Here is a 23039-nt window from a genome sequence, read left to right as displayed (position 1 = left end):
CCATAGCCGACCGCGACCGGGACACTCAGAACACGTTCGGCTCGATTTCAAGCGCAACCCCGAAGCGCTCGCGCACGTCGAACTGGATTCGGCGCGCCAGCTCAAGCAACTGCTCGCCGGTGGCCTGGCCATAGTTCACCAGCACCAGCGCCTGCAGCCGGTGCACACCAGCGTCGCCATCTCGAAACCCCTTCCAGCCAGCTTTGTCGATCAGCCACCCCGCGGCCAGCTTCACCTGGCCGTCGACCTGGGGATAGGCAACCAGATCAGGATGGCTATGGCGAAGCGCCTGGGCAACGCCCGCCGTTACCAGAGGGTTCTTGAAGAAGCTGCCTGCGTTGCCGAGCTGCTGCGGATCCGGCAGTTTTTCACTGCGAATGGCGCAAACCGCCCGACTCACATCTTGCGCGGAGGGCGTGGTTACCCCCTGCTCCATCAGGCGCTGGCGAATCGGCCCATATTCGAGATGCAGCACTGCGTGGCGGCGTAACGCGAAGCGCACGCGCAGGATCAGGTAACGCCCGGGCTGCTGCTTGAACAGGCTGTCGCGGTAGTCGAACAGGCAATCGTCGAGGGTGAACTCGCGCAGTTCCCCGGTCTGACTATCCAGCGCAGTGAGCCCCGCGAAAACATCCTTGATCTCGACGCCGTAGGCGCCGATGTTCTGAATGGGAGATGCGCCTACCGTCCCCGGTATCAGGCTGAGGTTCTCCAATCCCGCCAAGCCCTGCTCCAGCGTCCAGAGTACGAATGGATGCCACGGCTCGCCTGCCTCGGCCTCGACCACCACCTGCTCGGCGGACTCGTCGACGATACGCCTTCCGCGGCTAGCCATATGCAACACCAATGCGGGGACATCACGAGTCAGCAGGAGGTTGCTGCCACCGCCGATAACCAGCAACGGCACATTGAGCGCTCGCGCTTGAGCGAGCGCATCACGCACATCCTCATCGCTATTGGCTGAAGCGAAGTACTGTGCGCGCTGGTCGACTGCGAAGGTGTTAAACGGTTTGAGCGAGCGGTTTGATTCCAGGGTAAGGCTCACAGGCGCCCCTTCACTTCTGTGAGCAACGCGTCACAGGCCTCTTCGATAAGATCCAGGACCTCTTCAAAACCGTCGGCGCCACCATAATACGGGTCTGGCACCACATCCGCCTCCAGGCCATAGCGACGTAGCAACAGGTCGAGCTCAGCCTGGCCACGAGCTGGGCGCAGGGTCTGCAGCCGGCCGAGATTATCGTGATCCATCGCCAGGATCAGATCGAAGTGTTCGAAATCTGAGGGCTGGACCTGACGTGCTCGCAGCGCAGCGAGCGGATAGCCACGCCTGCCAGCCGCCTCGCAAGCGCGCGCGTCAGGTGCCTTGCCGACATGCCAGCCACCGGTTCCGGCAGAATCGATCTCGATCCGGCCGCTGAGTCCAGCCTGCTCAACGCGTTGGCGAAACACCCCTTCGGCCGTAGGTGAACGGCAGATATTGCCCATGCAGACGAACAGCACTTTCACCTCAGCCACCCAGCAGACGGCGAACCCGCTCCAGATCTTCCGCCGTATCGACCCCGGCAGAAGGTGCCTCTACCGCGTCGGCGACGTGTATACGCTGGCCGTGCCAAAGCGCACGCAGCTGCTCCAGGCACTCGGTATCCTCGAGCCAGCAAGGCCCCCAGGAAACAAAATCAGCAAGGAATCCGGCTCGATAAGCGTAGATCCCGATATGTCGACGGAATGGCACTCCGGCGGGCAACTGGTTGCGATCAGCCGCAAACGAATCGCGCGCCCAAGGCAATGGTGCCCGGCTGAAGGTCAGCGCCAGACCATTGATATCAGAGAGGACCTTGACCACGTTGGGATTGAACAGCGCCTGCACATCGGTCAACGGTTCGGCAAGCGTCGCAATGGCAGCCTCGGAATGCGCAGCCAGATTCGCTGCAACCTGATCGATCACAGCAGGAGGAATCAGCGGCTCGTCGCCCTGCACGTTGACCACAATAGCGTCACTTGGCAGCCCGAGTTGCTCGGCCACCTCGGCGAGGCGATCGGTACCAGAATTATGATCGACACGGGTCAGCACGACCTGAGCACCGAATACCGAACAGGCTTCGACGATACGCGGGTCGTCGGTGGCAACTACGACGCGCTGAGCGGCGCTTTTGCTCGCCTGCTCCCATACGTGCTGGATCATCGGCTTGCCAGCGATATCCTGCAGCGGCTTGCCAGGCAAACGAGTCGACGCATAGCGGGCGGGAATCACGACGGTATAAGCGCTGCTCATTTGTCCAGGCGCTCATCCACATCCAGGGTGCGGGCCTCGCTCTCGAGCATCACCGGGATGCCGTCGCGCACAGGAAACGCCAGGGCGTCGGCCTTGCAGATCAATTCCGACTTGTCATCGGTCAGCTTCAGCGGCCCCTTGCATAGCGGGCAAGCCAGAATATCGAGCAGTTTGGTATCCATGCGCAGTCCTTGGAAGCAGTCGACTGCATTGGCAGATCGAGCCGCTTTAAGAGTGATCGGGCAACAATCGCGTCAACTGACCATCGAACCAGGTGACAAAGGCCGCTGATGGCACAGCCTGCACCTGCAGATACGACCAGCCTGACGGGGCGAAAGCCCGGCATTTCACCGCGTCCTTCTCGGTCATCACCAGCGGCAACTCGGGGCTGAATTTCAGCTGCTCCGAACTGTAGGCTGCATGATCGGCGAAGGCATGCGGAATCGGTCGCCAGTGTAGCGTTTCGAGCGTAGTGAAGAAACGCTGCGGGTTGCCAATGCCAGCTACCGCATGCAGCTGTTGGCCGACCGGAAAGTGATCGAGGGGCCAGCGCTCACCAGAGCACAGCTCGACCAGCGCGACGGGCTTGAGGCTAAATGCATAGCCACGGGCAGTATCCGCATCAGCGCCATTGAATAGTACTGCATCCACGCTATCCAAGCGTTCGGCGGGCTCACGCAGCGGGCCCGCCGGCAGGCAGCGTCCGTTGCCAAGCCCCCGCGCCGCGTCGATCAGTACGAGTTCGAGGTCACGTGCCAGACGGTAGTGTTGCAGGCCGTCATCGGAAAGAATCAGGTCGAGCGATTCGCTCTCAAGCAAAAGGCAAAGGGCGCGCGATCGATCAGGGTCGATCACCAAAGGCACGCCTGTACGCTGAACGATCAACAGCGGTTCGTCGCCGGCCTGTTGCGCCGAGTCCCCCGAGCGGACCCGCCAAGGCAGCGATGGAGGCGTCGCACCGTAGCCCCGACTGACGACGCCGACACGAAGACCACGGCTTCGGCAGTGCTCGATCAACCAGAGGATCAGTGGCGTCTTGCCGGTTCCACCTACGGTGATGTTGCCAACCACGATGACCGGCACCGGGGCGCGATAGGCAGCGCTTTCGCCCTTGAGAAAGCGCTGCCGCTTAGCCTCGACCACGCGGCGATAGAGCAGCTCCAGAGGAGCCAGCAAGCGCAGGGCCGGATGCCCTTCGTACCAGGCGCGGTGCAGGCGGTCGGCGAATGACATCAGGGCGACGCCTGCGCCTCGACTGTAGTGATGCGCAGCTGGCCGAAACCCAGCTTTCCGGCGGCGTCCATCGCAGTGATCACCGCCTGATGCGGTGTCTTGCCGTCGGCACTGATGATCATCGGCATCCGGTTGTCGCCGCCGGACTCCTTGCTCAAGGCTGCCATCAGCGAATTGAGATCATTCTTCAACAGCGCTTTGCCGTTGAGCGAGTAATTGCCGGCCACATCGATCAGCACTTCCAGCTGGCGCACCTCGGCATCCTGCGGCGGGGTGCCGCTGGCTGCTTCCGGGAGATCCACCTTGAGCTGCGTTTCACGGGTGAAGGTAGTGGTGACCACGAAGAACAACAGCAGGATGAACACCACGTCGATCAGCGGCGCGAGCCCAATCTCCACGTTCTCGCGGGGTTTGCGACGGAATTTCACGCCTTGTCCTCACCGAGATCGACATCGCGGTCACCCTGCACCACCTCTACCAGCTTGATCGCCTCCTGCTCCATGCCAATGACCAGCTCGTCGACACGACGCTGGAGGAAACGGTGGAAGAACAGCGCTGGGATACCGACCATCAGGCCAGCAGCGGTAGTTATGAGCGCCTTGGCGATACCGCCAGCGAGCAGTGGCGCGTTGGCCATGCCTGAGCCCATGAACGCACTGAAGATTTCGATCATGCCCAGTACGGTTCCCAGCAGCCCTAGCAAGGGGGCGATACCGGCGATAGTACCCAACGCATTGAGATAGCGCTCGAGGTCATGAACCACACGGGCCGCTGCTTCCTCGATGCACTCTTTCATGATCTCGCGACCGCGCTTGGAGTTGCTGAGGCCGGCGGCGAGGATCTCACCTAGCGGAGAGTCAGCACGCAGCTCCTTGAGCTTCTGGTTGCTGAGTTTCTTGTCCTTGATCCACTTCCATACCTGCCCAAGCAGATGCGGAGGTGTGACGCGGCTTGGACGTAGCGTCCACAGTCGCTCAGCGATGATGCCGGCAGCTGCGATGGAACACAGGATGATTGGCAGCATTATCCAGCCGCCTGCTTTGACCAGCTCCCACACGAGATGAATCTCCCTCGAAAAAGTGGCGCCACTCTAGCATAGGGTCGTGGGGTCGCCGACGGCCGCCGTTCTCATTTTTCCCGCCAGAATCGACGTTGCGTCCGCATCACCTCGGCCGCCGAAAAATCACCTAGATCGATCCGGATAGCGCCGTGCAATGCGGTGTCGTAGGCGTTGATATCCAGAGCCAAGAGCCGCGCACTCACACTTGGGTGAGGATGCCCGAACGCGTTGTGTAGGCTGCGGGAGATAAGTGCAGCGGTCGGCCCTACCGCTCGCAGGAAAGACTCTGACGAGGAGCTGCGACTGCCGTGATGCGGCAACAGCAGCCACTGCGCCTGCACGTCCTGCCTGCTACGCACTAAAGCCTGCTCCGCTGCCTCATCAATATCGCCCGTGAGCAGGACGCGCTCACCGTTCGCCTCGATCAGCAAAACGCATGAAGTCTGATTGCTGTCGCGGGCCGCCTGCCATTGCCAGAGACTGAAGCGCACATCGTTCCACTGCCACGCCAAGCCACTTTCGCACGGCTCCGCCGGCAGATCAGCTGCGTGTCGTTGCGGCTCACCACTGATGATCTTCGCCACCGGCATCAAGCGCTGGATTGCCTGGGCGCCACCAGAATGATCATTGTCGGCATGACTAAGCAGCAACTTATCCAACCGAGCCACACCCAAACTTCGCAGTGAAGGAAAGACGACCCGCTCGCCCGTATCGAAGTCGCCTTGGCGCGGCCCGGCGTCGTAGAGCAACGCATGCTCGCGGGTGCGCACCAGTACCGACAACCCCTGCCCCACATCCAGCAGCCACACCTGCGCTCGCCCCTCCGGCACCGCAGTAACAGGAGGGAAGACCAAGGGTAAGAGCAACATCAGCCCCAGCGCGCGCGGAGGAATGCCGGTCGGCATCAGCAGCAGCAAAGCGCCCATGCCGATCATCAGTAACGCCCAAGACGGCAAGCCGACGGCCAACCACGCCGGTCGCCATGCCGCGATGAAGCTCAGCAACTCGAACAGCAGTGCCAGCGAACCGCCCACCAACCACAATATGGCTTCGCCGACGCCCCCTAGCGGCAGCAGCGCCGTGCCAAGCAGTGCAAAAGGAACCGTCAAGCTTACCCAGGGCACGGCAATCAGGTTGGCCAGCGGGCTGCTCGCGCTGACCGGAAGCCCCAGCGCCAGCAGCAAAGGAAGCAAGCCCAGGGTGGCAGCCCATTGGGCCCGTAGCAGCGTCTTCCACCAGACCCACCGCCCAAGTCTGCCGGCGAAGACCAGCGCGAGCACCGCCACCGCACCGAAGGAGAGCCAAAACCCCGGCTGCAGGGTTACCAGAGGATCGATCAGCAGAACGCCATTGAGCGCAAACAGCAGCGGCTGCCATACACCCAGGTGACGAAAGCGCAAGCGCCAGAGCAATACCACCGCAACCATGAAGCAGGCACGACGGACCGGAACGTCAAACCCGGCGAGACAGCCGTAGAAAAGCGCGCCGGCAAGCGCCAGCCCACACGCCCAAGGGAGCCACGGCCACTGCCTCGGCCAGATGCCCAAACGGGCCAGCAAGGCGACCAGCCCGTACAGCAACCCCGCCAGCATGCCGATGTGCTGCCCGGAAATGACCATCAGGTGCACGGTGCCGGTGTCCTGCAGCACCTGCCAATCGCTGCGACTCAAACCTGAGTCATCCCCCACCACCAGCGCGGCGATCGCGCCCTGCCGATCGAACGCCGGAACATCCATCAGGCGCGCCCGCAGCCGGTCGCGCCAGCCGTCGGTGGCAGCCGACGCCGACAGACGCCCCCCAGCCTTGACGCTGCCGGTGGCGCCAATACCACGCGCCAGCAGCCAGGCTTCGTAGTCGAACGATTGTGGATTGACCAGGCCACGCGGACGCTTCAGTCGTGCCGCCAGCCGCCAGCGCTCACCGGCTCGCAGCTGCGGTCCGCCATACCAGGACAATCGTACTTTCGACGGCAACCCGACATGTCGCGACTCGATATCGACGAGCTCGAAGCGCACCACATCGCCTACCGCACCAGGCAGACCGACCACCCGACCCTCGATCCAGAAGGTACGGCCATCCATCGACGCCGGCAGGCGATCATCAACGGCGTTCTGGCCTTGATAACAGGCCCAGCTCAAGCCAAGGAGAAACAAGCCTAGCGCGACCGTCCTCCTGCACATGAGCATCAGCACGCCGACCATGGCAAACACTACGCAGGCCCAGATCCCTGGCAGCATCGGCAAAAAGCGTGGCAGAACAAGACCGGCAGCGAACGCCAGCATCCATATGCGCATGATTCAGACTCCAGGAATCCATTCCGGGACCGCTATTTGCGGATGGTCGTTTTGTCGCAGGCGTAGATCTAATGTCACAAAACTACTGTCAGCGCCGCACCGCGATTCGAGGCATAATCGCCGAGCTGCTGCCTGCCAGAGAACCTTCATGCCGCGTCGTTTTTTCAAGCGCTACATGCCGCACCCTGATCGCATAAAGACTAACAAGTCGCTGCGTTTTCTCGGAGCGCTGATTCACGATCCCAATCTCTGGCATCTCAATCGGCACTCGGTAGCGCGCGCGATGGCGATCGGTCTGTTCTGGGCGATGATACCGATGCCCCTGCAGATGCTCGCTGCAGCATTGTGCGCGCTGCCATCGAGAGCGAACTTGCCGATTGCAGTGGGCCTGGTCTGGCTGACCAATCCGCTGACCATGCCGCCAGTGTTCTATTGCAACTACAAGGTTGGCACCTGGCTGCTCGACACGCCGGCTAACAGCATGCCTGCCGAGCTGAGCCTGGCTTGGGTACGGCACATGCTGGAGCACAACTGGCAGCCGCTGTACCTCGGGTCACTGGTCACCGGGACGGTACTGGCCGTTGTTGGCTACGCCTTCACCCAGGCCTACTGGCGCTGGTGGGTTGGCCGCAGCTGGCGCAGGCGGCAGAACGGCCGTCGTTAGAGCCGATCACTCGTAGCGCAACGCCTCGGCCGGCTGGGTCTGTGCGGCGCGCCAGGCCGGATAGATGGTAGCCAGGAAGCTCAGCGTCAGCGCAGCGACCGATACCAGCACGACATCCTCTAGGCGCAGCTCCGATGGCAACGTATTGATGAAATACACATCGGAACTGAAGATGTGCTGACCTGACACTTTTTCCAGCCAGCTCACCAGCGCGCTCACATTCAGCGCACCCAGTACACCCAGGATCACGCCGATCACGGTGCCGCTGAAGCCAATGATGCTGCCCTGCACCATGAAGATCGCCATGATCTGCCGCGGCGTAGCACCCAAAGTGCGCAGGATGGCGATGTCGGCGCGCTTGTCAGCGACCACCATGATCAGCGTTGCGATGATGTTGAAGGCCGCCACCGCGACGATCAGCATCAGCAGCAAACCGATCATGGTCTTTTCCATTTTCATCGCGCTGAACAAGCTGCCCTGGGTGTACGACCAGTCTTCCACTCGGTAACCGTCGCCCAGCGTTGCGCCAACCTGCGCAGCGACTTCCGGTGCACGATACAGATCGCTCAACTTGAGCCGCACGCCCTGGACCTGCTCCGGCGCCCATCGATGGATCTGTGCAGCGTCGGCGCGATGGATCATGCCCAGACTGCCGTCCAGATCGGCACCAACCTTGAACACCCCGACCACGTTCAGCCGCTGCATGCGGGGCGTTACGCCGCCCGGCGTCGAACTGACCTCCGGCACGATCAGCGTCAACTTGTCGCCCAGCTTCAGCCCGAAACGTCGCGCCGTCATCAAACCGATGATGACCCCGAATTCGCCAGGTTTGAGCTCATCGAGACTGCCGCCGACCAGTCGCTCGCCGACGATGGATACCTGCGCCTCGGCCTGCGGGTCGATGCCGCTGATCTGAATGGGCTGCATGCTGCCTTTGAATGACAGCATGCCTTCAAGCTGGGTAACCGGCGCCATGCCGACGATCTGTGGATGCGATGACAGACGTGCCGCGACGGCCTGCCAGTCATCCAGCGGCTTGTCACCTATCACCGTGGCATGAGGCACCATGCCGAGGATCCGCGCGCTCATTTCGCGCTGGAACCCGTTCATGACCGACAACACCATGATCATTGCCAGCACGCCCAGCGCCAGGCCAATCAGCGAAGTCAGGGAGATGAACGAGATGAAATGGTTGCGTCGCTTGGCCCGCGTATAGCGGCTGCCGATGAAGACACTCAGGGGCCTGAACATCATTCAGCCACCAGGCGTCCGTCTTCCAGACGCAGGATCTGGTCCATCTGTGCGGCCAGTTGGCGGTCATGGGTAACCACCAGAAAGGCGGTCTGCAGGGAATTGCTGAGTTCGAGCATCAAGTCCTGAATGCCTTGCGCGGTGTGGTGATCGAGGTTGCCGGTTGGCTCGTCGAGCAGTACCAGCGCCGGCTCGTTCACCAGCGCCCGGGCGATCGCCACGCGCTGGCGCTCACCGCCGGACAGCTCCGCCGGCTTGTGTTCGAGGCGATGGCCGAGCCCGACCCGTGTCAGCAAGGCGGCCGCCTTCTGGCGTGCCTCTGGAATCGGGGTGCGGCCGATCAGCAACGGCATGCAGACGTTTTCCAGCGCGGTGAACTCGGCCAGCAGGTGGTGGAACTGATAGACGAAGCCCAACGCCCGGTTACGCAACAGCCCGCGGTCCTTCTCGTTGAGTGCCGAAAGCTCTTCGCCTGCTAGCCACACGCTACCCTCGCTGGGCGTATCCAGCCCGCCTAGCAGATTCAACAGCGTGCTCTTGCCCGAGCCGGAGCTGCCGACGATCGCCACGCGCTGCCCAGGGAACAGCTCCAGCTGAAGGCCGGATAGCACCTCCACCGACTCCGGCCCCTGTTCGTAGCGTTTGCCGAGATTGCGGCAGCTCAGCACCGCATGCTTTTGCGAAGACAGCTCGTTCATAACCTGTTCACTCATAACGTAGCGCCTCAGCCGGCTGGGTGCGGGCGGCACGCCAGGCCGGGTAAAGAGTCGCAAGGAAGCTCAGGACCAGCGCGGCAACACAGACCTGGATGACATCGGCAGCCATCAGTTGCGAGGGCAGGTAGTCGATGAAATAGACATCCGCACTGAGAAACTTGTGGCCGATCAGCCGCTCCAGGGCAGCGATCCAGCTGCTGACATTGAGCGCCGCGAACATGCCCAGCAGCGCGCCAACCAAGGTGCCGACGACGCCGATCACCGTACCCTGCACCATGAAGATCGCCATGATCTGCTGCGGCGTCGCCCCCAGCGTACGGAGGATGGCGATGTCGCCGCGCTTGTCAGTCACCACCATCACTAGCGTCGAAATGATGTTGAACGCCGCCACCGCCACAATCAGCAGCAGCAACAGTCCGATCATGGCCTTCTCCATGCGGATCGCCTGGTACAGGTTGCCATGGGTACGGGTCCAGTCACGGGAATAGAAATCATCGCCGAGCTGACCGGCCAGCTCCCAGGCAATCCGCGGCGCCTCGAACAGGTCGTCAAAACGCAGACGCAGGCCTTGCACCTGGTCCGGCTGCCAACGCTGCAGGCGCGCCATGTCGGCGATGTTCGCCAGCGCGACGTAGCCGTCGATCTCACCTGCGCCAACATGGAAGATGCCGGTTACGGTGAAGCGCTTCATGCGCGGGAACATGCCCGCCGGCGTCACCGTGACCTCGGGCGCGACAAAGGTGATCTTGTCGCCTACGCCAACCCCGAGCTTGGCGGCGGCCTTGTCGCCGATGACGATGCCGAAATCACCCGCGGCCAGGTCGTCCAGCGAACCTTCGCGGAAGAACTGATCGATGATCGAGACCTGCCGTTCGGCCTTCGGGTCCACGGCATTGATCAATATTTTGGTGACTTGCCCCTGATGCGTCAGCAGCCCCTGGCTCTGAATGAAAGGCGCACTGGCAGCGACCTGCGGGTGGCCTTCGAGGCGCGCACCCAGCGACTGCCAGTCGTTGATCGGCGTCGGGCTTTCGATGGTCGCGTGCGGCACCATGCCGAGCACACGGGTGCGCATCTCGTGATCGAAGCCATTCATCACCGACAGCACCACGATCATTACCAGCACACCAAGCGCGAGGCCGATCATGGACGTCAGGGAAATAAAGGAGACGAAGAGGCTACGACGTCTGGCGCGGGTGTAACGCGCACCGATGTATACGGACAGCGGTCTGAACATAAATCGACGGGTTCGCTGGCGGGGAAAACAACATGCAGCTGACGCAACCACGGGGCCTGATACACTCTGGCCATTACTGCTATCCGGGTACCGCCATGCCGACACAAGACACTGAAGAACGCCGCGAATACTACCGTATCGAGGATCGTGTGGCACTGGAAATCATGCCGGCGAACCCGGACCATACCGAGGCTAACGAGCCTCTGCCAGCGCTTTTCAGTCTGCTTGGCGAACTGCACCAGCTCGATTTCGAAGCACAGCATTTGTTGCGTCAGATTGCCGAAAGCAACCGAACGCTGGCCAATTACCTGAAGGTGCAGAACAAACGAATCGAACTGCTGGGTCAGGCCCTGGCGCAAGACCTGCTGAAGGATCAAGGCGCGCCGCAACCCGTGGTGCTCTCCGAGGGAGGCATCAGCTTCGCCAATGACAAACCGTTAAACAACGGCGAAGCCCTTAAATTGAAGCTGGTATTGCTACCGCAAGGGCTGGGTCTGCTTTTGGCAGCCCGCGTCATCTACTGCACCCCCATGGAAGACGGGCAATACGACATCGGCACCGAGTTCGAAGCGTTGACTGATGCACAGCGTCAGCTGCTCGCACGGCATATCCTGCAGAAACAGGCGCTGGAGCGGCGTCTGGCCCTGGAAAGCCTGCAAGGAGATTGATCGATGCGCCGCCTGGCGACCCTGCTGTTCACGCTGACATTCAGCCCCGCCCTTTTCGCTGAAGACATTCGCATTCCGGTAGGCCAGCAAGGCCTGCCGGACATGCCGATGCCAGCCCGCGGAGATTCTAAGAGTCTCGTGCTGGATCGCTTCGGCCTCGCCGACGAGGAACATCCGGCAGTCGGCCAACCGCCAATCAGCCGCTGGGATTACCGGGAGTTTTCCGTGTACTTCGAAGGCACCCGAGTGATCAACAGCGTGCGCCATCACCAACGTACCCAATCACCGCCAAAGGATGACTTGCAACCGTGACACTCATTTATGGCCATCGCGGCGCCAAAGGCGAAGCACCGGAAAACACGCTGGTGAGCTTCGAGCAATGCCTGCAGCACGGCGTGCGCCGCTGCGAGCTGGACCTGCACCTGTCCCTCGATGGCGAGCTGATGGTCATTCACGATCCGACCCTCAAACGCACCACCGGTCGGCGCGGCAAGGTGGCCCAGCATGAAGCCGAGGAACTGGTCCGCTACGACGCAAGGCTGGGAGGGCCCGGCTGGAAGGCCCCCTGCCCTATACCCAGGCTGAGCGAACTGTTCGAGAAATGCGATTTCGAACACTGGCAGCTGGAGGTCAAGAGCGCATCGCGCGTTCGCGCGGCGCGCACGGTAATGGCGATCAGGGAGCTGGCCGAACGTCATCGGCTGCTTGAGCGCATTACCGTGACGTCCAGTTCCCGCGAGGTGCTACGTGCGTTGAACCAGCTTGCTCCGGAGATTTCCCGGGGTCTGGTTGCCGAGTACAACTGGCTCGATCCACTCAAGGTGGCTCGTCAGTATGGCTGTGAGCTACTGGCGTTGAAGTGGACGCTGTGTACGCCGGAGCGGCTGGAGAGAGCCCGTAAGCAGGGCCTGCATGTGTCGGTGTGGACGGTAAACGAGCCTGCGCTAATGCGCCGCCTGGCAGACTTCGGAGTCGACAGCCTGATCACCGATTACCCTGGACTGGCAGTCAGTACGCTGGCGCGTTCCTGACAGCGAGCCTCGAACATCAAGAATATCCGGCAGCCAGAGCGCTGCCGGAACCGTTTTCACCTGATCAGAAGCTCTCTCGGTTCGGCCAGTGCCAATTCCGGGAGTCGCCACCCTCTCCAGCCGCCTCAGGCCGGCGGCCGGAGCCGCTCAAAAAAGCCGGTTAAGGCCGTCGAACGCTGCAACCCGGTAGGCTTCGGCCATGGTTGGGTAGTTGAAGGTGGTGTTGACGAAGTACTTGATGCTGTTCGCCGGCCCCTTCTGATTCATGATCGCCTGGCCGATGTGCACAATCTCCGAAGCCTGATAGCCGAAGCAATGCACGCCTAGCACTTCGAGCGTCTCGCGGTGGAACAGGATCTTCAGCATACCCACCGGCTCGAAGGAAATCTGCGCCCGCGCCATGCTCTTGAAGAACGCCTTGCCAACCTCATAAGGGATTTTGGCCTGGGTCAGTTCCCGCTCGTTCTTGCCGATCGAGCTGATCTCGGGAATGGTGTAGATCCCGGTCGGCACATCATCGACGAAGCGCCAGGAGTCATTCTCGACGATGCTACCCGCCGCAGAGCGGCCCTGGTCATAAGCAGCACTGGCGAGCGACGGCCAGCCGATCACGTCGCCTGCAGCATAGATGTTGCCGATCTCGGTCCGGTAATGCTCGTCGACCTGAATCTGTCCGCGGCTGTTGGCTTTGAGACCGATATTCTCCAAGCCAAGCTTATCGGTATTACCGGTACGCCCGTTGCTCCAGAGGAAGGCGTCGGCCTTGATCTTCTTGCCGGATTTCAGATGAAGAATGACGCCATTCTCCAAGCCCTCGACCCGCTCGTACTCTTCGTTGTGACGAATCAGTACGTTGTTGTTGCGCAGGTGATAACTGAGCGCATCGGAAATCTCGTCGTCCAGGAAGCTGAGTAACTGCTCGCGGTTATCGATCAGATCGACCAACACGCCAAGGCCGCTGAAAATCGACGCGTATTCGCAGCCGATCACACCGGCTCCGTAGATGATCATCCGACGTGGCGTGTGGCTCAGAGTGAGAATGGTATCGCTGTCGTAGATACGCGGATGGCTGAAGTCGACGTCAGCCGGACGGTAGGGGCGCGAACCGGTGGCGATCACGAACTGGTTGGCGACAAGTTTTTCCACCATACCGTTGAGGCAGACCACTTCCACACTCTGCTCATCGGAGAAGCTGGCGGTACCGAAGAACGTATCGATTCGGTTACGCGCGTAGTAGCTGGTGCGGGAGGTGACCTGCTTACTGATGACTTTCTCGGCGCTTTTCAGCACATCCGGAAAGGAAAACCAACGCGGTTCACCGATCTGACGGAACAGCGGGTTGGTGTTGTACTGCATGATCTGCCGCACCGAATGGCGCAAGGCCTTAGACGGGATGGTACCGAGGTGTGTGCAGTTGCCCCCTACCAGCGGTCGGTTGTCTACCACGGCGACCTTGCGTCCCGCCTTCACGGCGTTCATCGCCGCGCCCTCCCCGGCCGGACCGGAACCCAGTACCACCAAATCGTAGTTATAGACCGCCATATACACTCCTGAAAACGCAGCGGGACACGCCGCTGCTGTCAACGAATTCGCCGGGGTTCAAGGAAGCATCCAGCACCAACCCTCGAGCACGGCGCCGTCGCATCTGGCGAAGGCGCCACCATGGCCGCGAGCAGCGCCTTCACATCAACGCTTGGTGGCGTCGTAGGCAAGATCGGTACGAGCCGCGTTCTTCGCCTCGTTCACTTCTTCGCATTTCTCGCGACTTCCGCCACAAATGGAACACTCTTTCTCGATACCCAGGTTGGCGATACCACCGCAGGAACCCGCGATGGGCTTTCGGCCCATGATCACACCAATGGCCATGCCGAACACCACGAGCAGCATCACCACGAAAACCAATAACCAAGTCATTGCTCTACTCCTGCACCGAACAGCTCATCAAAAGCGCTGGTGCTCTTTGTTGCGAAGCCCTGTCCTTCACGGATGACGAAGAAAGCGGCAATCGCATTACGCTCAGCCAGTGCCAGCCCCCGCTCGGGACCCAGCACCATTAGCGCGGTAGACAACCCATCCGCACGCAAAGTCGATCTATCAATCACCGTTACTGCCGCCAGATGATGGTCAATCGGCCGGCCACTCTGCGGGTCCAATGTGTGCGAATAGCGTCGGCCGTCCTGCTCGAAATAATTGCGATAGTCACCGGATGTGGATACACCCAGGCCATCGAGCTCGACGATTTTCTGCGCTACACGCTGATCATCTCGAGGCGCCTCAATGGCAATACGCCAAGGTGACCCATCGGGTTTGCGGCCCTCTGCCTTGAGTTCACCGGTGATTTCCACAAGGTAACTCTGCACGCCGAGAGCCTTCAAACGATCAACAACACGATCCACGGCATAACCGGCAGCGATGCTGTTGAAGTCCAGCTGCACAGCAACCGCCTTGCACAACTGCTCTCCATTGATGCGCAGGTGCCGATGGCCGGTGAACGCTTTCGCCGCCTCGATATCTTCTGCCGACGGAACGCGCTCACCACGGCCCTGCGGACCGAAGCCCCAGATGTTCAGCAAAGGCTCGAGTGTAAGATCGAACGCACCCTCGCTGTCCGCTGATAGCCGTTCGCCCGCTGCGACCAATTCGCGCACCATCTCCGGCATCGGCTCGCAACTACCCGCAGGCAATGCGTTGAAGCGCTCGACATCGGAATCACTGCGGTAGGTAGAAAGCTGTTTGTCGATGTCGTCGAGAATCGCCTCGACCTCACCGTGCAGCTCCTCCTTGGACGGGACAGCGCCACTGCGTACGTATTTGACGGTATAGGTGCTGCCCATCGTGGGGCCGGTGAAGGCTTCGACTTTGTCCTGAAACAGACAGCCCGTCAGGGCTGTCGCGAGCGCGACAGCGATGACGGGCTGGAGAGACGCAACAGCAATGGATCTGAGTGAAGCTCGGATCATGCTAGCCGCCGAAGTCGTCGAGCAGAATGTTCTCCGGCTCCACACCCAGGTCGGTAAGCATCTTGATGACCGAGGCGTTCATCATGGGCGGACCGCACATGTAGAACTCGCAATCTTCCGGAGCAGGGTGATCCTTCAGATAGTTCTCGTACAACACGTTGTGGATGAACCCGGTCGGGCCTTCCCAATTGTCTTCCGGCAGCGGGTCGGACAATGCCAAATGCCACTGAAAGTTGGGGTTCTCCGCCTGCAGCTGGTCGTATTCTTCTACGTAGAAGGCCTCGCGCATGGAGCGGGCGCCATACCAGAAGCTCATCTTGCGCTTGGATTTCAGGCGCTTGAGCTGGTCGAAGATGTGCGAGCGCATCGGCGCCATACCCGCACCACCACCGATGAAGACCATCTCGGCATCGGTGTCCTTGGCGAAGAACTCACCGAACGGTCCGTAAACGGTGATCTTGTCACCCGGCTTGAGGCTGAACACGAAGGACGACATCTTGCCCGGCGGGATATCGTCACGGCCTGGCGGCGGCGAAGCGATACGGATGTTGAACTTCACCAGACCGCGTTCTTCGGGGTAATTGGCCATGGAATACGCACGAATGACGGTCTCGTCGCACTTGGATACGTACTTCCACTGATCGAACTTGTCCCAGTCGCCGCGATACTCTTCCTGGATGTCGAAATCCCGATAACGCACTTCGTGCGGCGGGCACTCCAGCTGCACGTAGCCGCCAGCGCGGAAATCGACGTTCTCGCCTTCCGGCAGCTTGAGCGTCAGCTCCTTGATGAAGGTCGCGACGTTCGGATTGGACTCGACGGTGCATTCCCACTTTTTCACGCCGAAGACTTCTTCCGGCACTTCGATCTTCATGTCCGCCTTGACCGGGGTCTGGCAGGACAGGCGCCAGCCTTCGCCCGCTTCGCGGCGGGTGAAGTGCGACTCCTCGGTGGGCAGCATCTCGCCGCCACCGCTCTCGACGATGCACTTGCACTGTGCGCAGGTACCGCCGCCGCCACAGGCGGACGAAAGGAAGATGTTGTTGGCGGCCAGCGTCTGCAATAGCTTGCCGCCGGCAGGTACGGTGATGGTTCGCTCACCGTTGATTTCGATGGACACGTCGCCGCTGGATACCAGCTTGGCGCGCGCAGCCAGGATGATCACCACCAGCGCAAGCACGATGGCGGTGAACATACCGATGGCGAGGAAAATTTCGTAACTCATCAGTTCGTCCCGTCCTTACAGCTGTACGCCAGAGAAAGACATGAAGCCCAGCGACATCAGTCCGATGGTGATGAAGGTGATGCCCAGCCCCTGCAATCCATCCGGAACGTCGCTGTACTTCAGCTTTTCGCGAATACCGGCTAGCAAAGCGATGGCCAGCGCCCAAGACAGACCGGAGCCCATGCCGTACACCACGCTCTCGCCCAGGTTGTAATCGCGCTCGACCATGAACAGGGTGCCACCCATGATGGCGCAGTTCACGGTGATCAGCGGCAGGAATACACCCAGCGCGTTGTAGAGGCTCGGGACGTACTTATCGAGCGTCATCTCGAGAATCTGCACGATGGCCGCGATCACGCCGATGTAGCTCAGCAGACCGAGGAAGCTGAGATCTACTTCGGGCAATCCCGCCCAGGCCAATGCGCCGCTCTTGAGCAGGTAGGTGTAGATCAGGTTATTGGCAGGCACAGTGATGGTCTGCACCACGATGACCGCGATACCCAGACCAATCGCGGTTTCCACTTTTTTGGAAATCGCGATGAAGGTGCACATGCCGAGGAAGAACGCCAGGGCCATGTTCTCGATGAACACGGCGCGGACGAACAGGCTGATGTAGTGCTCCATTAATAAGCCTCCTTATTCGAGACTTGCGGCGCCATCTTGAAGGCAGGCTTCTCGACCTGCTCCTTCTTCCAGGCGCGGATGCCCCAGATGAACAGACCGATCAAGAAGAACGCCGATGGCGGCAGCAACATCATGCCGTTCGGCAGATACCAGCCGCCGTCATTGACGGCCGGCAGGATGGTGTAGCCCATCAGTTTGCCGGCACCGGTCAGCTCGCGAATGAAACCCAGCGCAATCAACATCGCGCTATAGCCGAGACCGTTACCAATGCCGTCGAAGAACGACAGCACCGGCGGGTTCTGCATGGCGAAGGCTTCGGCACGACCCATCACGATACAGTTGGTGATGATCAGCCCGACGAATACCGACAGCTGCTTAGACAGCGAGAAGGCATAGGCCTTGAGCACCTGGTCAACCAGGATTACCAGCGAGGCGATGATCACCATCTGCACGATCATGCGAATCGAGTTCGGGATCTGGCTGCGGATCATCGAGATGAACAGGTTGGAGAAGGCGCAGACCAGAGTCAGCGCTACCGACATCACCAACGCCGTGTTCAGGTTAGAGGTTACCGCCAGTGCCGAACAGATCCCGAGAATCTGCAGACCGATGGGGTTGTTGTTGAAGACCGGGTTTAGCAGTACTTCTTTGACAGTGGGTTGCGACATGATCAAGCCTCCCCAGCGCGCAGATTAGCGATGAATGGACCGAAGCCGTTTTCGCCCAGCCAGAACTGCAACAGCGAGTTGACGCCGTTGCTGGTCAGGGTTGCGCCAGCCAAGCCATCGACCTGGTGAGTGGCGCGCGGGCTTTGCGGATCGACGCCGCCCTTGACGATCTGCACGGCCAGCTTGCCGTTGTCGTCGAACAGTTCCTTGCCCGGCCACTGGCCGCGCCACTTCGGATTATCGACCTCACCACCCAGGCCCGGCGTTTCGCCGTGCTGGTAGAAGCCGAAGCCGGCGACGGTGTCCAAGTCGCCCTGCACAGCCATGAAGCCGTACAGCGTCGACCACAAACCGTAGCCACGAACCGGCAGGATCAGTGTGTCGATTTCGCCTTCACCCTGACCTTCGACGATATAAACAGTGCTGTAGCGCTCGCGACGCTTGATCGAGGCGATATCCTGCTCACCAGGAAGGCGCTTGGACAGCGCCGGATCCTTTGCTGCCGCCAGCGGATCGAAGGTCTTGGCGTCGAACTCGTCGCTGAACTTGCCGGTTTCCAGATCAACAAGACGAGCAACGATGCGGTCATTGAACAGCTGCTTGACCTGATTGCCGGACATGCCCGCCTCGCCCAGGCCAGCGATGGCCAGGATGCTGCGCTGCTTGTCGAGCAGTCGGTTTTCCTGCTGGGTCGGACGAAGCGCCACAGCGGCGCCGGCCACGAAGATGGAGCACACCAGGCAGACCAACAGGGCTACCGTCAGCGTGCGAACGGTGGATTCTTTCTGACTAGACATTACGTGCCAGCCTCCGCTTGATATTGGCCTGAATGACGAAATGGTCAATCAGCGGCGCACACAGGTTGGCGAACAGGATCGCCAGCATCATGCCTTCCGGGAAGGCGGGGTTGACCACACGGATCAGCACGACCATCACACCGATAAGGATGCCGAACACCCACTTACCGGTATTGGTCATCGAAGCCGATACCGGGTCGGTCGCCATGAAGATCATGCCGAAGGCGAAACCACCAACGACCATGTGCCAGTACCAGGGCATACCGAACAGCGGATTGGTCTCGGAGCCGATCAGGTTGAACAGCGTGCTCAGACCGATCATGCCCAGCATCACGCCGGTAACGATGCGCCAGGAGGCGATCTTGCTGCCGATCAGAATGACGCCACCAATGAAGATCGCCAGCGTGCTGGTCTCACCGATCGAGCCATGAATGGTGCCGACGAAAGCGTCCATCCAGGTGATACCGCTTTCGATGACGTTCTCGATGCCACCGGCGAAGCCCAGGCTCAGCGCGGTTGCGCCGGCATAGCCATCGACGGCGGTCCAGACCGCATCACCAGACATCTGCGCCGGGTAGGCGAAGAACAGGAACGCCCGCGCAGTCAGCGCCGGGTTCAGGAAGTTCTTGCCGGTACCGCCGAAAATCTCCTTGCCGATCACGACACCGAAGCTGATGCCCAGCGCAACCTGCCACAGCGGGATGGTCGGCGGCAGGATCAGGGCGAACAGCACTGAAGTAACGAAGAATCCTTCGTTGACCTCGTGCTTGCGGATCGAAGCGAACAGCACTTCCCAGAAACCGCCGACGATGAAGGTCACCGCATAGATCGGCAGGAAGTAGGCCGCGCCCTGGATGAAGTTATCCCATAGGCTGTTCGGATCGAAGCCGGCGAGCGCACCGATCAGACCGAAGCGCCAGCCCTCCTGAGCCGCCAGCAGATCAGGGCTCTGCGCGAAGATCAGGTTGGCCTGGTAGCCGGTGTTCCACATCCCGAAGAACATCGCCGGGAAGGTACACATCCAGACGGTGATCATCATGCGCTTGAGGTCGATGCCGTCGCGCACGTGGGCGGTGGTCTTGGTGACGCTACCGGGACGATAAAGGAAGGTGTCGGCTGCTTCGTACAGTGCGTACCACTTTTCGTACTTGCCGCCTTTTTCAAAGTGATGCTCGATCTTGTCGAGGAATGCGCGGATGCCCATGCCTTAACCCTCCTTCTCGATGCGGGTCAGATTGTCCCGCAGGATCGGGCCGTATTCGTATTTCCCGGCACAGACGTAGGTGCACAGCGCCAGATCTTCTTCATCCAGCTCCAGGCAGCCGAGCTTCTGCGCCACCTCGGTGTCGCCCACGATCAGCGCACGCAGCAACTGGGTCGGCAGAACATCCAGCGGCATGACCTCTTCGTAGTTACCAACCGGCACCATCGCGCGGGGGCTGCCATTGGTGGACGTTGAGAAAGCGAACTTCTTGCCCGCCATCAGCTTGGAGATATAGATATTGAGGATCGAGTGTTTTTCGACGCCGGGACGCATGTAATGGAGCATTTCGCGCTCCTTACCCTCACGCAGACAGGAAACCTGCTGGTGGTAGCGACCGAGATAGGCGAACGCGCCATGAGCGGTACGACCGCCCAGCACCGAGCCGGAGACAACGCGATTCGCGCCGGGCTGCAGCTCACCGGCGGTCAGCTCGTCGAGGTTCGCACCAAGACGGGCACGTACCAGACGCGGCTGCTCAACCACCGGACCGGCCAGCGACACCACGCGCTCAACCGACAAACGCCCGCTGGTGAACAGCTTGCCGATCGCTATGACGTCCTGATAGCCAATGGTCCAGACGCTTTTGCTGGCGCTCACCGGATCGAGGAAATGGATATGGGTGCCAGCCAGCCCCGCAGGATGCGGACCACTGAAGCTTTCAACCTGAACCTTGGCCAGGGACTCACCCGGCAACGAGACGTTCGGAGCCTTGCACAGGAACACCTTGGCCAGGTTGCCGAGGACTTTGAGGCCCGCTTCGAACGCATCGGACTGTTCGGCAATGATGATCGCCGGATCGGCGGCCAGCGGATGCGTGTCGATTGCCGTCACGAAAATCGAGGCCGGCGTAGCGTCGACGGCTGGCACCTTACTGAAAGGGCGCGTGCGCAGCGCGGTCCACAGGCCGGACTGCTGCAGGTTCTCACGAACCTGTTCGCTGCTCAGACCATCCAGCTGAGCTGGTGAGTAGCTCGCAAAAGTGATTTCCTCATCGCCGTCGAGGTCGATCACTACCGACTGCAGCACTCGCTTCTCGCCGCGATGCACTGCGCTGACGACACCAGCACCAGGCGCGGTGTAATGCACGCCTTCGGACTTCTTGTCGGAAAAAAGGATCTGCCCCAGCTTAACCCGATCACCGACCTGAACAGCCATGGTCGGCTTCATGGTCGGATAGTCGAAGCCAATGACAGCGACGCTACGTACGGGCCTTCCGGCCTCGATACGCTGCGCCGGCGCACCGGCTATGGGCAAATCAAGCCCTCGTTTTATATTGATCATCGGTTTGCCTAACCACTGATTTTAGAAAGCTTTTTTTTTGCAGACCCAACGGCATGGCGCAAAGTAGGATTGCGCTGCGCGCACCAATACGTTATTGGCGCGACACCATGTCGCGGACCCAGGTAAAAAATCCGCCCGATTATAGAGGTCGCGGACCTTGACTGACCACCCAAGCGTTGCGGATTTTTGACTCGAAACAAGAGGAGCAAAAATGGCGCTCCACACTATTGGGCGACCATTCGACCACTCAAGCCCGGCGCGCGCGCCACCACCCAAAAACGCAAAACGGGAGCCGAGGCTCCCGTTTCTGCTTCATCCACCGCAGCGCTTAGCGCGGAAACGCCGGCGGGTTAACCCCTGCCATGTCTTCCATCACCCGCACCACCTGACAGCTGTAGCCGAACTCGTTGTCGTACCAGACGTAGAGCACGACACGATTGTCGTTGCAGATCGTCGCTTCGGCATCCACGACACCAGCATGGCGCGAGCCGACGAAATCAGTGGATACAACTTCCTGCGAGTTGACGAAGTCGATCTGCTTCTGCAGATCCGAGTGCATGGCCATCTGGCGCAGGTACTCGTTGATTTCTTCGCGACTGGTAGCCTTCTCCAGGTTCAGGTTGAGAATGGCCATCGACACGTTCGGCGTCGGCACGCGGATCGCGTTGCCGGTCAGCTTGCCTTTGAGCACTGGCAGCGCCTTGGCGGCAGCGGTGGCGGCGCCAGTCTCGGTGATGACCATGTTCAGCGCTGCGCTGCGACCACGACGACTGCCTTTGTGGAAGTTGTCGATCAGGTTCTGGTCGTTGGTGTAGGAATGCACGGTTTCAACGTGACCGTTGACGATGCCGTACTGATCGTTGACCGCCTTGAGCACCGGCACGATGGCGTTGGTGGTGCAGGACGCAGCGGAGATGATCTTGTCATCGGCAGTGATATCGCCATGGTTGATGCCATGCACGATGTTCTTCAGCTCGCCCTTGCCCGGCGCGGTCAACACGACGCGAGCGACACCTGGGCACTTGAGGTGCTGCCCCAGGCCTTCGGCGTCGCGCCACTTACCGGTGTTGTCGACCAGCAACGCGTTCTCGATACCGTACTGGGTGTAGTCCACCGATGACGGATCGTTGGAATAGATCACCTGGATCAGGTTGCCATTGGCGGTGATGGTGCTGTTTTCTTCGTCGATGGTAATGGTGCCATCGAATGGACCATGCACCGAATCACGACGCAGCAGGCTGGCACGCTTGACCAGATCGTTGTCGGCGCCCTTGCGCACGACGATGGCGCGCAAGCGCAGGCCGTCGCCACCACCGGTTTTCTCGATCAGGATACGCGCCAGCAGGCGACCGATTCGACCGAAACCGTAAAGTACGACGTCGGTGCCTTTGTGGCCGGAGGCGGCGTGACGCTTGTCAGCCACTTCGGCCAGCTCTTCGCGGACGAACTGCTCGAGGTTGCGGCCGTTGCCCGCTTCCTTGTACTTGGCGACCAGCTTGCCCAGGTCCACCGAAGCGGCGCCCAGGTTCATTTCGCTCATCGTCTTGAGGATCTGGAAGGTGTCGTGCACCGACAGCTCGGTTTCGTCGGCAATGCGGTGACGGGCGAAACGGTGTGCCTTGAGGATGGCGATCACCGAACGATTGATCAGGCCACGGCCGTAGATCGAAGTCACCACGTTGTTGTTGCGATACAGCTGACCAATCAGCGGAATCATCGCTTCGGCGAGGGCTTCGCGGTCAATCCATTCACCAAGACACTGGTCGGGCTTCTGAGTCACGGGCAGTTCCTTCC

General features: G+C 60.6%; 25 protein-coding genes. 4 read left to right on the top strand and 21 right to left on the bottom strand.

Annotated features, from left to right (window positions below):
* Positions 1–25: 25 nt before the first annotated feature.
* The 8 genes from murB to UIB01_RS07720 form a co-directional block, all read right to left on the bottom strand.
* The gene (murB, locus tag UIB01_RS07755) at positions 26–1045 is read right to left on the bottom strand and encodes a UDP-N-acetylmuramate dehydrogenase (RefSeq protein ID WP_038658505.1); all 1020 of its coding nucleotides are present in this window, start codon (positions 1043–1045) and stop codon (positions 26–28) included.
* The gene (locus UIB01_RS07750) at positions 1042–1506 is read right to left on the bottom strand and encodes a low molecular weight protein-tyrosine-phosphatase (protein ID WP_038665524.1); all 465 of its coding nucleotides are present in this window, start codon (positions 1504–1506) and stop codon (positions 1042–1044) included. The genes murB and UIB01_RS07750 overlap by 4 nt, the downstream gene beginning before the upstream one ends.
* A gap of 1 nt (position 1507) precedes the next feature.
* Entirely contained in the window at positions 1508–2272 is a 765-nt protein-coding gene (gene kdsB / locus UIB01_RS07745) for a 3-deoxy-manno-octulosonate cytidylyltransferase (protein WP_038658502.1), read from the bottom strand.
* Complete coding sequence (locus UIB01_RS07740) at positions 2269–2454, bottom strand: Trm112 family protein (RefSeq protein ID WP_003299639.1); 186 nt, start codon at positions 2452–2454, stop codon at positions 2269–2271. The genes kdsB and UIB01_RS07740 overlap by 4 nt, the downstream gene beginning before the upstream one ends.
* Before the next feature lie 46 nt (positions 2455–2500).
* Positions 2501–3505 (bottom strand): tetraacyldisaccharide 4'-kinase, encoded by a 1005-nt coding sequence (gene lpxK / locus UIB01_RS07735; RefSeq protein ID WP_038658499.1) that lies wholly within the window; start codon positions 3503–3505, stop codon positions 2501–2503.
* The gene (pocB, locus tag UIB01_RS07730) at positions 3505–3933 is read right to left on the bottom strand and encodes a flagellar polar localization protein PocB (RefSeq protein WP_015276529.1); all 429 of its coding nucleotides are present in this window, start codon (positions 3931–3933) and stop codon (positions 3505–3507) included. The genes lpxK and pocB overlap by 1 nt, the downstream gene beginning before the upstream one ends.
* Entirely contained in the window at positions 3930–4562 is a 633-nt protein-coding gene (pocA, locus tag UIB01_RS07725; RefSeq protein WP_038658496.1) for a flagellar polar localization protein PocA, read from the bottom strand. Before pocA ends, pocB begins: the two co-directional genes overlap by 4 nt.
* Positions 4563–4633: 71 nt before the next feature.
* Positions 4634–6859, bottom strand: a complete 2226-nt coding sequence (locus tag UIB01_RS07720) for a DNA internalization-related competence protein ComEC/Rec2 (protein ID WP_080695059.1) — start codon at positions 6857–6859, stop codon at positions 4634–4636.
* Between the two features lie 148 nt (positions 6860–7007).
* On the opposite strand from UIB01_RS07720, the gene UIB01_RS07715 reads away from it, so the two are divergent.
* The gene (locus UIB01_RS07715) at positions 7008–7523 is read left to right on the top strand and encodes a DUF2062 domain-containing protein (RefSeq protein ID WP_038658492.1); all 516 of its coding nucleotides are present in this window, start codon (positions 7008–7010) and stop codon (positions 7521–7523) included.
* A gap of 6 nt (positions 7524–7529) precedes the next feature.
* Here the strand turns inward: UIB01_RS07715 and UIB01_RS07710 are convergent, their stop codons facing one another.
* The 3 genes from UIB01_RS07710 to UIB01_RS07700 are packed head-to-tail and all read right to left on the bottom strand — an operon-like array spanning position 7530 to position 10727.
* Positions 7530–8774 (bottom strand): lipoprotein-releasing ABC transporter permease subunit, encoded by a 1245-nt coding sequence (locus UIB01_RS07710; protein ID WP_038665519.1) that lies wholly within the window; start codon positions 8772–8774, stop codon positions 7530–7532.
* A complete protein-coding gene (gene lolD / locus UIB01_RS07705) occupies positions 8774–9472 on the bottom strand; it encodes a lipoprotein-releasing ABC transporter ATP-binding protein LolD (RefSeq protein WP_038665516.1) in 699 nt (232 codons plus the stop codon). The genes UIB01_RS07710 and lolD overlap by 1 nt, the downstream gene beginning before the upstream one ends.
* Before the next feature lie 7 nt (positions 9473–9479).
* Positions 9480–10727, bottom strand: a complete 1248-nt coding sequence (locus UIB01_RS07700; protein WP_038658490.1) for a lipoprotein-releasing ABC transporter permease subunit — start codon at positions 10725–10727, stop codon at positions 9480–9482.
* A gap of 32 nt (positions 10728–10759) precedes the next feature.
* Between UIB01_RS07700 and UIB01_RS07695 the strand changes: the two genes are divergently transcribed.
* Genes UIB01_RS07695 through UIB01_RS07685 form a run of 3 tightly spaced genes read left to right on the top strand, consistent with a single transcriptional unit; the run spans position 10760 to position 12426 of the window.
* A complete protein-coding gene (locus tag UIB01_RS07695) occupies positions 10760–11395 on the top strand; it encodes a PilZ domain-containing protein (protein ID WP_080695058.1) in 636 nt (211 codons plus the stop codon).
* A gap of 3 nt (positions 11396–11398) precedes the next feature.
* Positions 11399–11707, top strand: a complete 309-nt coding sequence (locus tag UIB01_RS07690; protein ID WP_038658487.1) for a hypothetical protein — start codon at positions 11399–11401, stop codon at positions 11705–11707.
* Positions 11704–12426 carry a glycerophosphodiester phosphodiesterase gene (locus tag UIB01_RS07685; protein ID WP_038658484.1) on the top strand — a complete coding sequence of 241 codons (723 nt, stop codon included), beginning with the start codon at positions 11704–11706 and terminating at the stop codon, positions 12424–12426. Before UIB01_RS07690 ends, UIB01_RS07685 begins: the two co-directional genes overlap by 4 nt.
* A gap of 147 nt (positions 12427–12573) precedes the next feature.
* On the opposite strand, the gene sthA is transcribed toward UIB01_RS07685, so the two are convergent.
* The 10 genes from sthA to UIB01_RS07635 all read right to left on the bottom strand — a co-directional run bounded on the left by sthA (position 12574) and on the right by UIB01_RS07635 (position 23025).
* Positions 12574–13968, bottom strand: coding sequence for a Si-specific NAD(P)(+) transhydrogenase (gene sthA, locus UIB01_RS07680; RefSeq protein ID WP_038658481.1), 1395 nt, complete (start codon positions 13966–13968; stop codon positions 12574–12576).
* 144 nt (positions 13969–14112) lie between these two features.
* A complete protein-coding gene (nqrM, locus tag UIB01_RS07675; RefSeq protein WP_038658478.1) occupies positions 14113–14340 on the bottom strand; it encodes a (Na+)-NQR maturation NqrM in 228 nt (75 codons plus the stop codon).
* Positions 14337–15260, bottom strand: a complete 924-nt coding sequence (locus tag UIB01_RS07670) for an FAD:protein FMN transferase (protein ID WP_038665510.1) — start codon at positions 15258–15260, stop codon at positions 14337–14339. Before UIB01_RS07670 ends, nqrM begins: the two co-directional genes overlap by 4 nt.
* Positions 15261–15387: 127 nt before the next feature.
* Entirely contained in the window at positions 15388–16614 is a 1227-nt protein-coding gene (nqrF, locus tag UIB01_RS07665) for an NADH:ubiquinone reductase (Na(+)-transporting) subunit F (protein WP_180983574.1), read from the bottom strand.
* 12 nt (positions 16615–16626) lie between these two features.
* A complete protein-coding gene (gene nqrE, locus UIB01_RS07660) occupies positions 16627–17235 on the bottom strand; it encodes an NADH:ubiquinone reductase (Na(+)-transporting) subunit E (RefSeq protein WP_011913759.1) in 609 nt (202 codons plus the stop codon).
* Positions 17235–17909: an NADH:ubiquinone reductase (Na(+)-transporting) subunit D gene (locus UIB01_RS07655; RefSeq protein ID WP_180983559.1), complete on the bottom strand. Its 675-nt coding sequence runs from the start codon at positions 17907–17909 to the stop codon at positions 17235–17237. The genes nqrE and UIB01_RS07655 overlap by 1 nt, the downstream gene beginning before the upstream one ends.
* Complete coding sequence (locus UIB01_RS07650) at positions 17906–18700, bottom strand: Na(+)-translocating NADH-quinone reductase subunit C (RefSeq protein WP_038658465.1); 795 nt, start codon at positions 18698–18700, stop codon at positions 17906–17908. Before UIB01_RS07650 ends, UIB01_RS07655 begins: the two co-directional genes overlap by 4 nt.
* Positions 18693–19904: an NADH:ubiquinone reductase (Na(+)-transporting) subunit B gene (locus tag UIB01_RS07645; RefSeq protein WP_038658462.1), complete on the bottom strand. Its 1212-nt coding sequence runs from the start codon at positions 19902–19904 to the stop codon at positions 18693–18695. Before UIB01_RS07645 ends, UIB01_RS07650 begins: the two co-directional genes overlap by 8 nt.
* Before the next feature lie 3 nt (positions 19905–19907).
* On the bottom strand, positions 19908–21245 hold the full coding sequence (locus UIB01_RS07640) for a Na(+)-translocating NADH-quinone reductase subunit A (RefSeq protein WP_038658459.1): 1338 nt from the start codon (positions 21243–21245) through the stop codon (positions 19908–19910).
* A gap of 328 nt (positions 21246–21573) precedes the next feature.
* Positions 21574–23025, bottom strand: a complete 1452-nt coding sequence (locus UIB01_RS07635) for a glyceraldehyde-3-phosphate dehydrogenase (RefSeq protein WP_038658456.1) — start codon at positions 23023–23025, stop codon at positions 21574–21576.
* Positions 23026–23039 lie beyond the last annotated feature (14 nt).

Source organism: Stutzerimonas decontaminans (genome assembly GCF_000661915.1).
In the GTDB taxonomy this organism is placed as follows: domain Bacteria; phylum Pseudomonadota; class Gammaproteobacteria; order Pseudomonadales; family Pseudomonadaceae; genus Stutzerimonas; species Stutzerimonas decontaminans.
The sequence above is the reverse complement of the archived record's forward strand: the minus strand, read 5'-3'. Positions and strand labels throughout refer to the sequence as shown.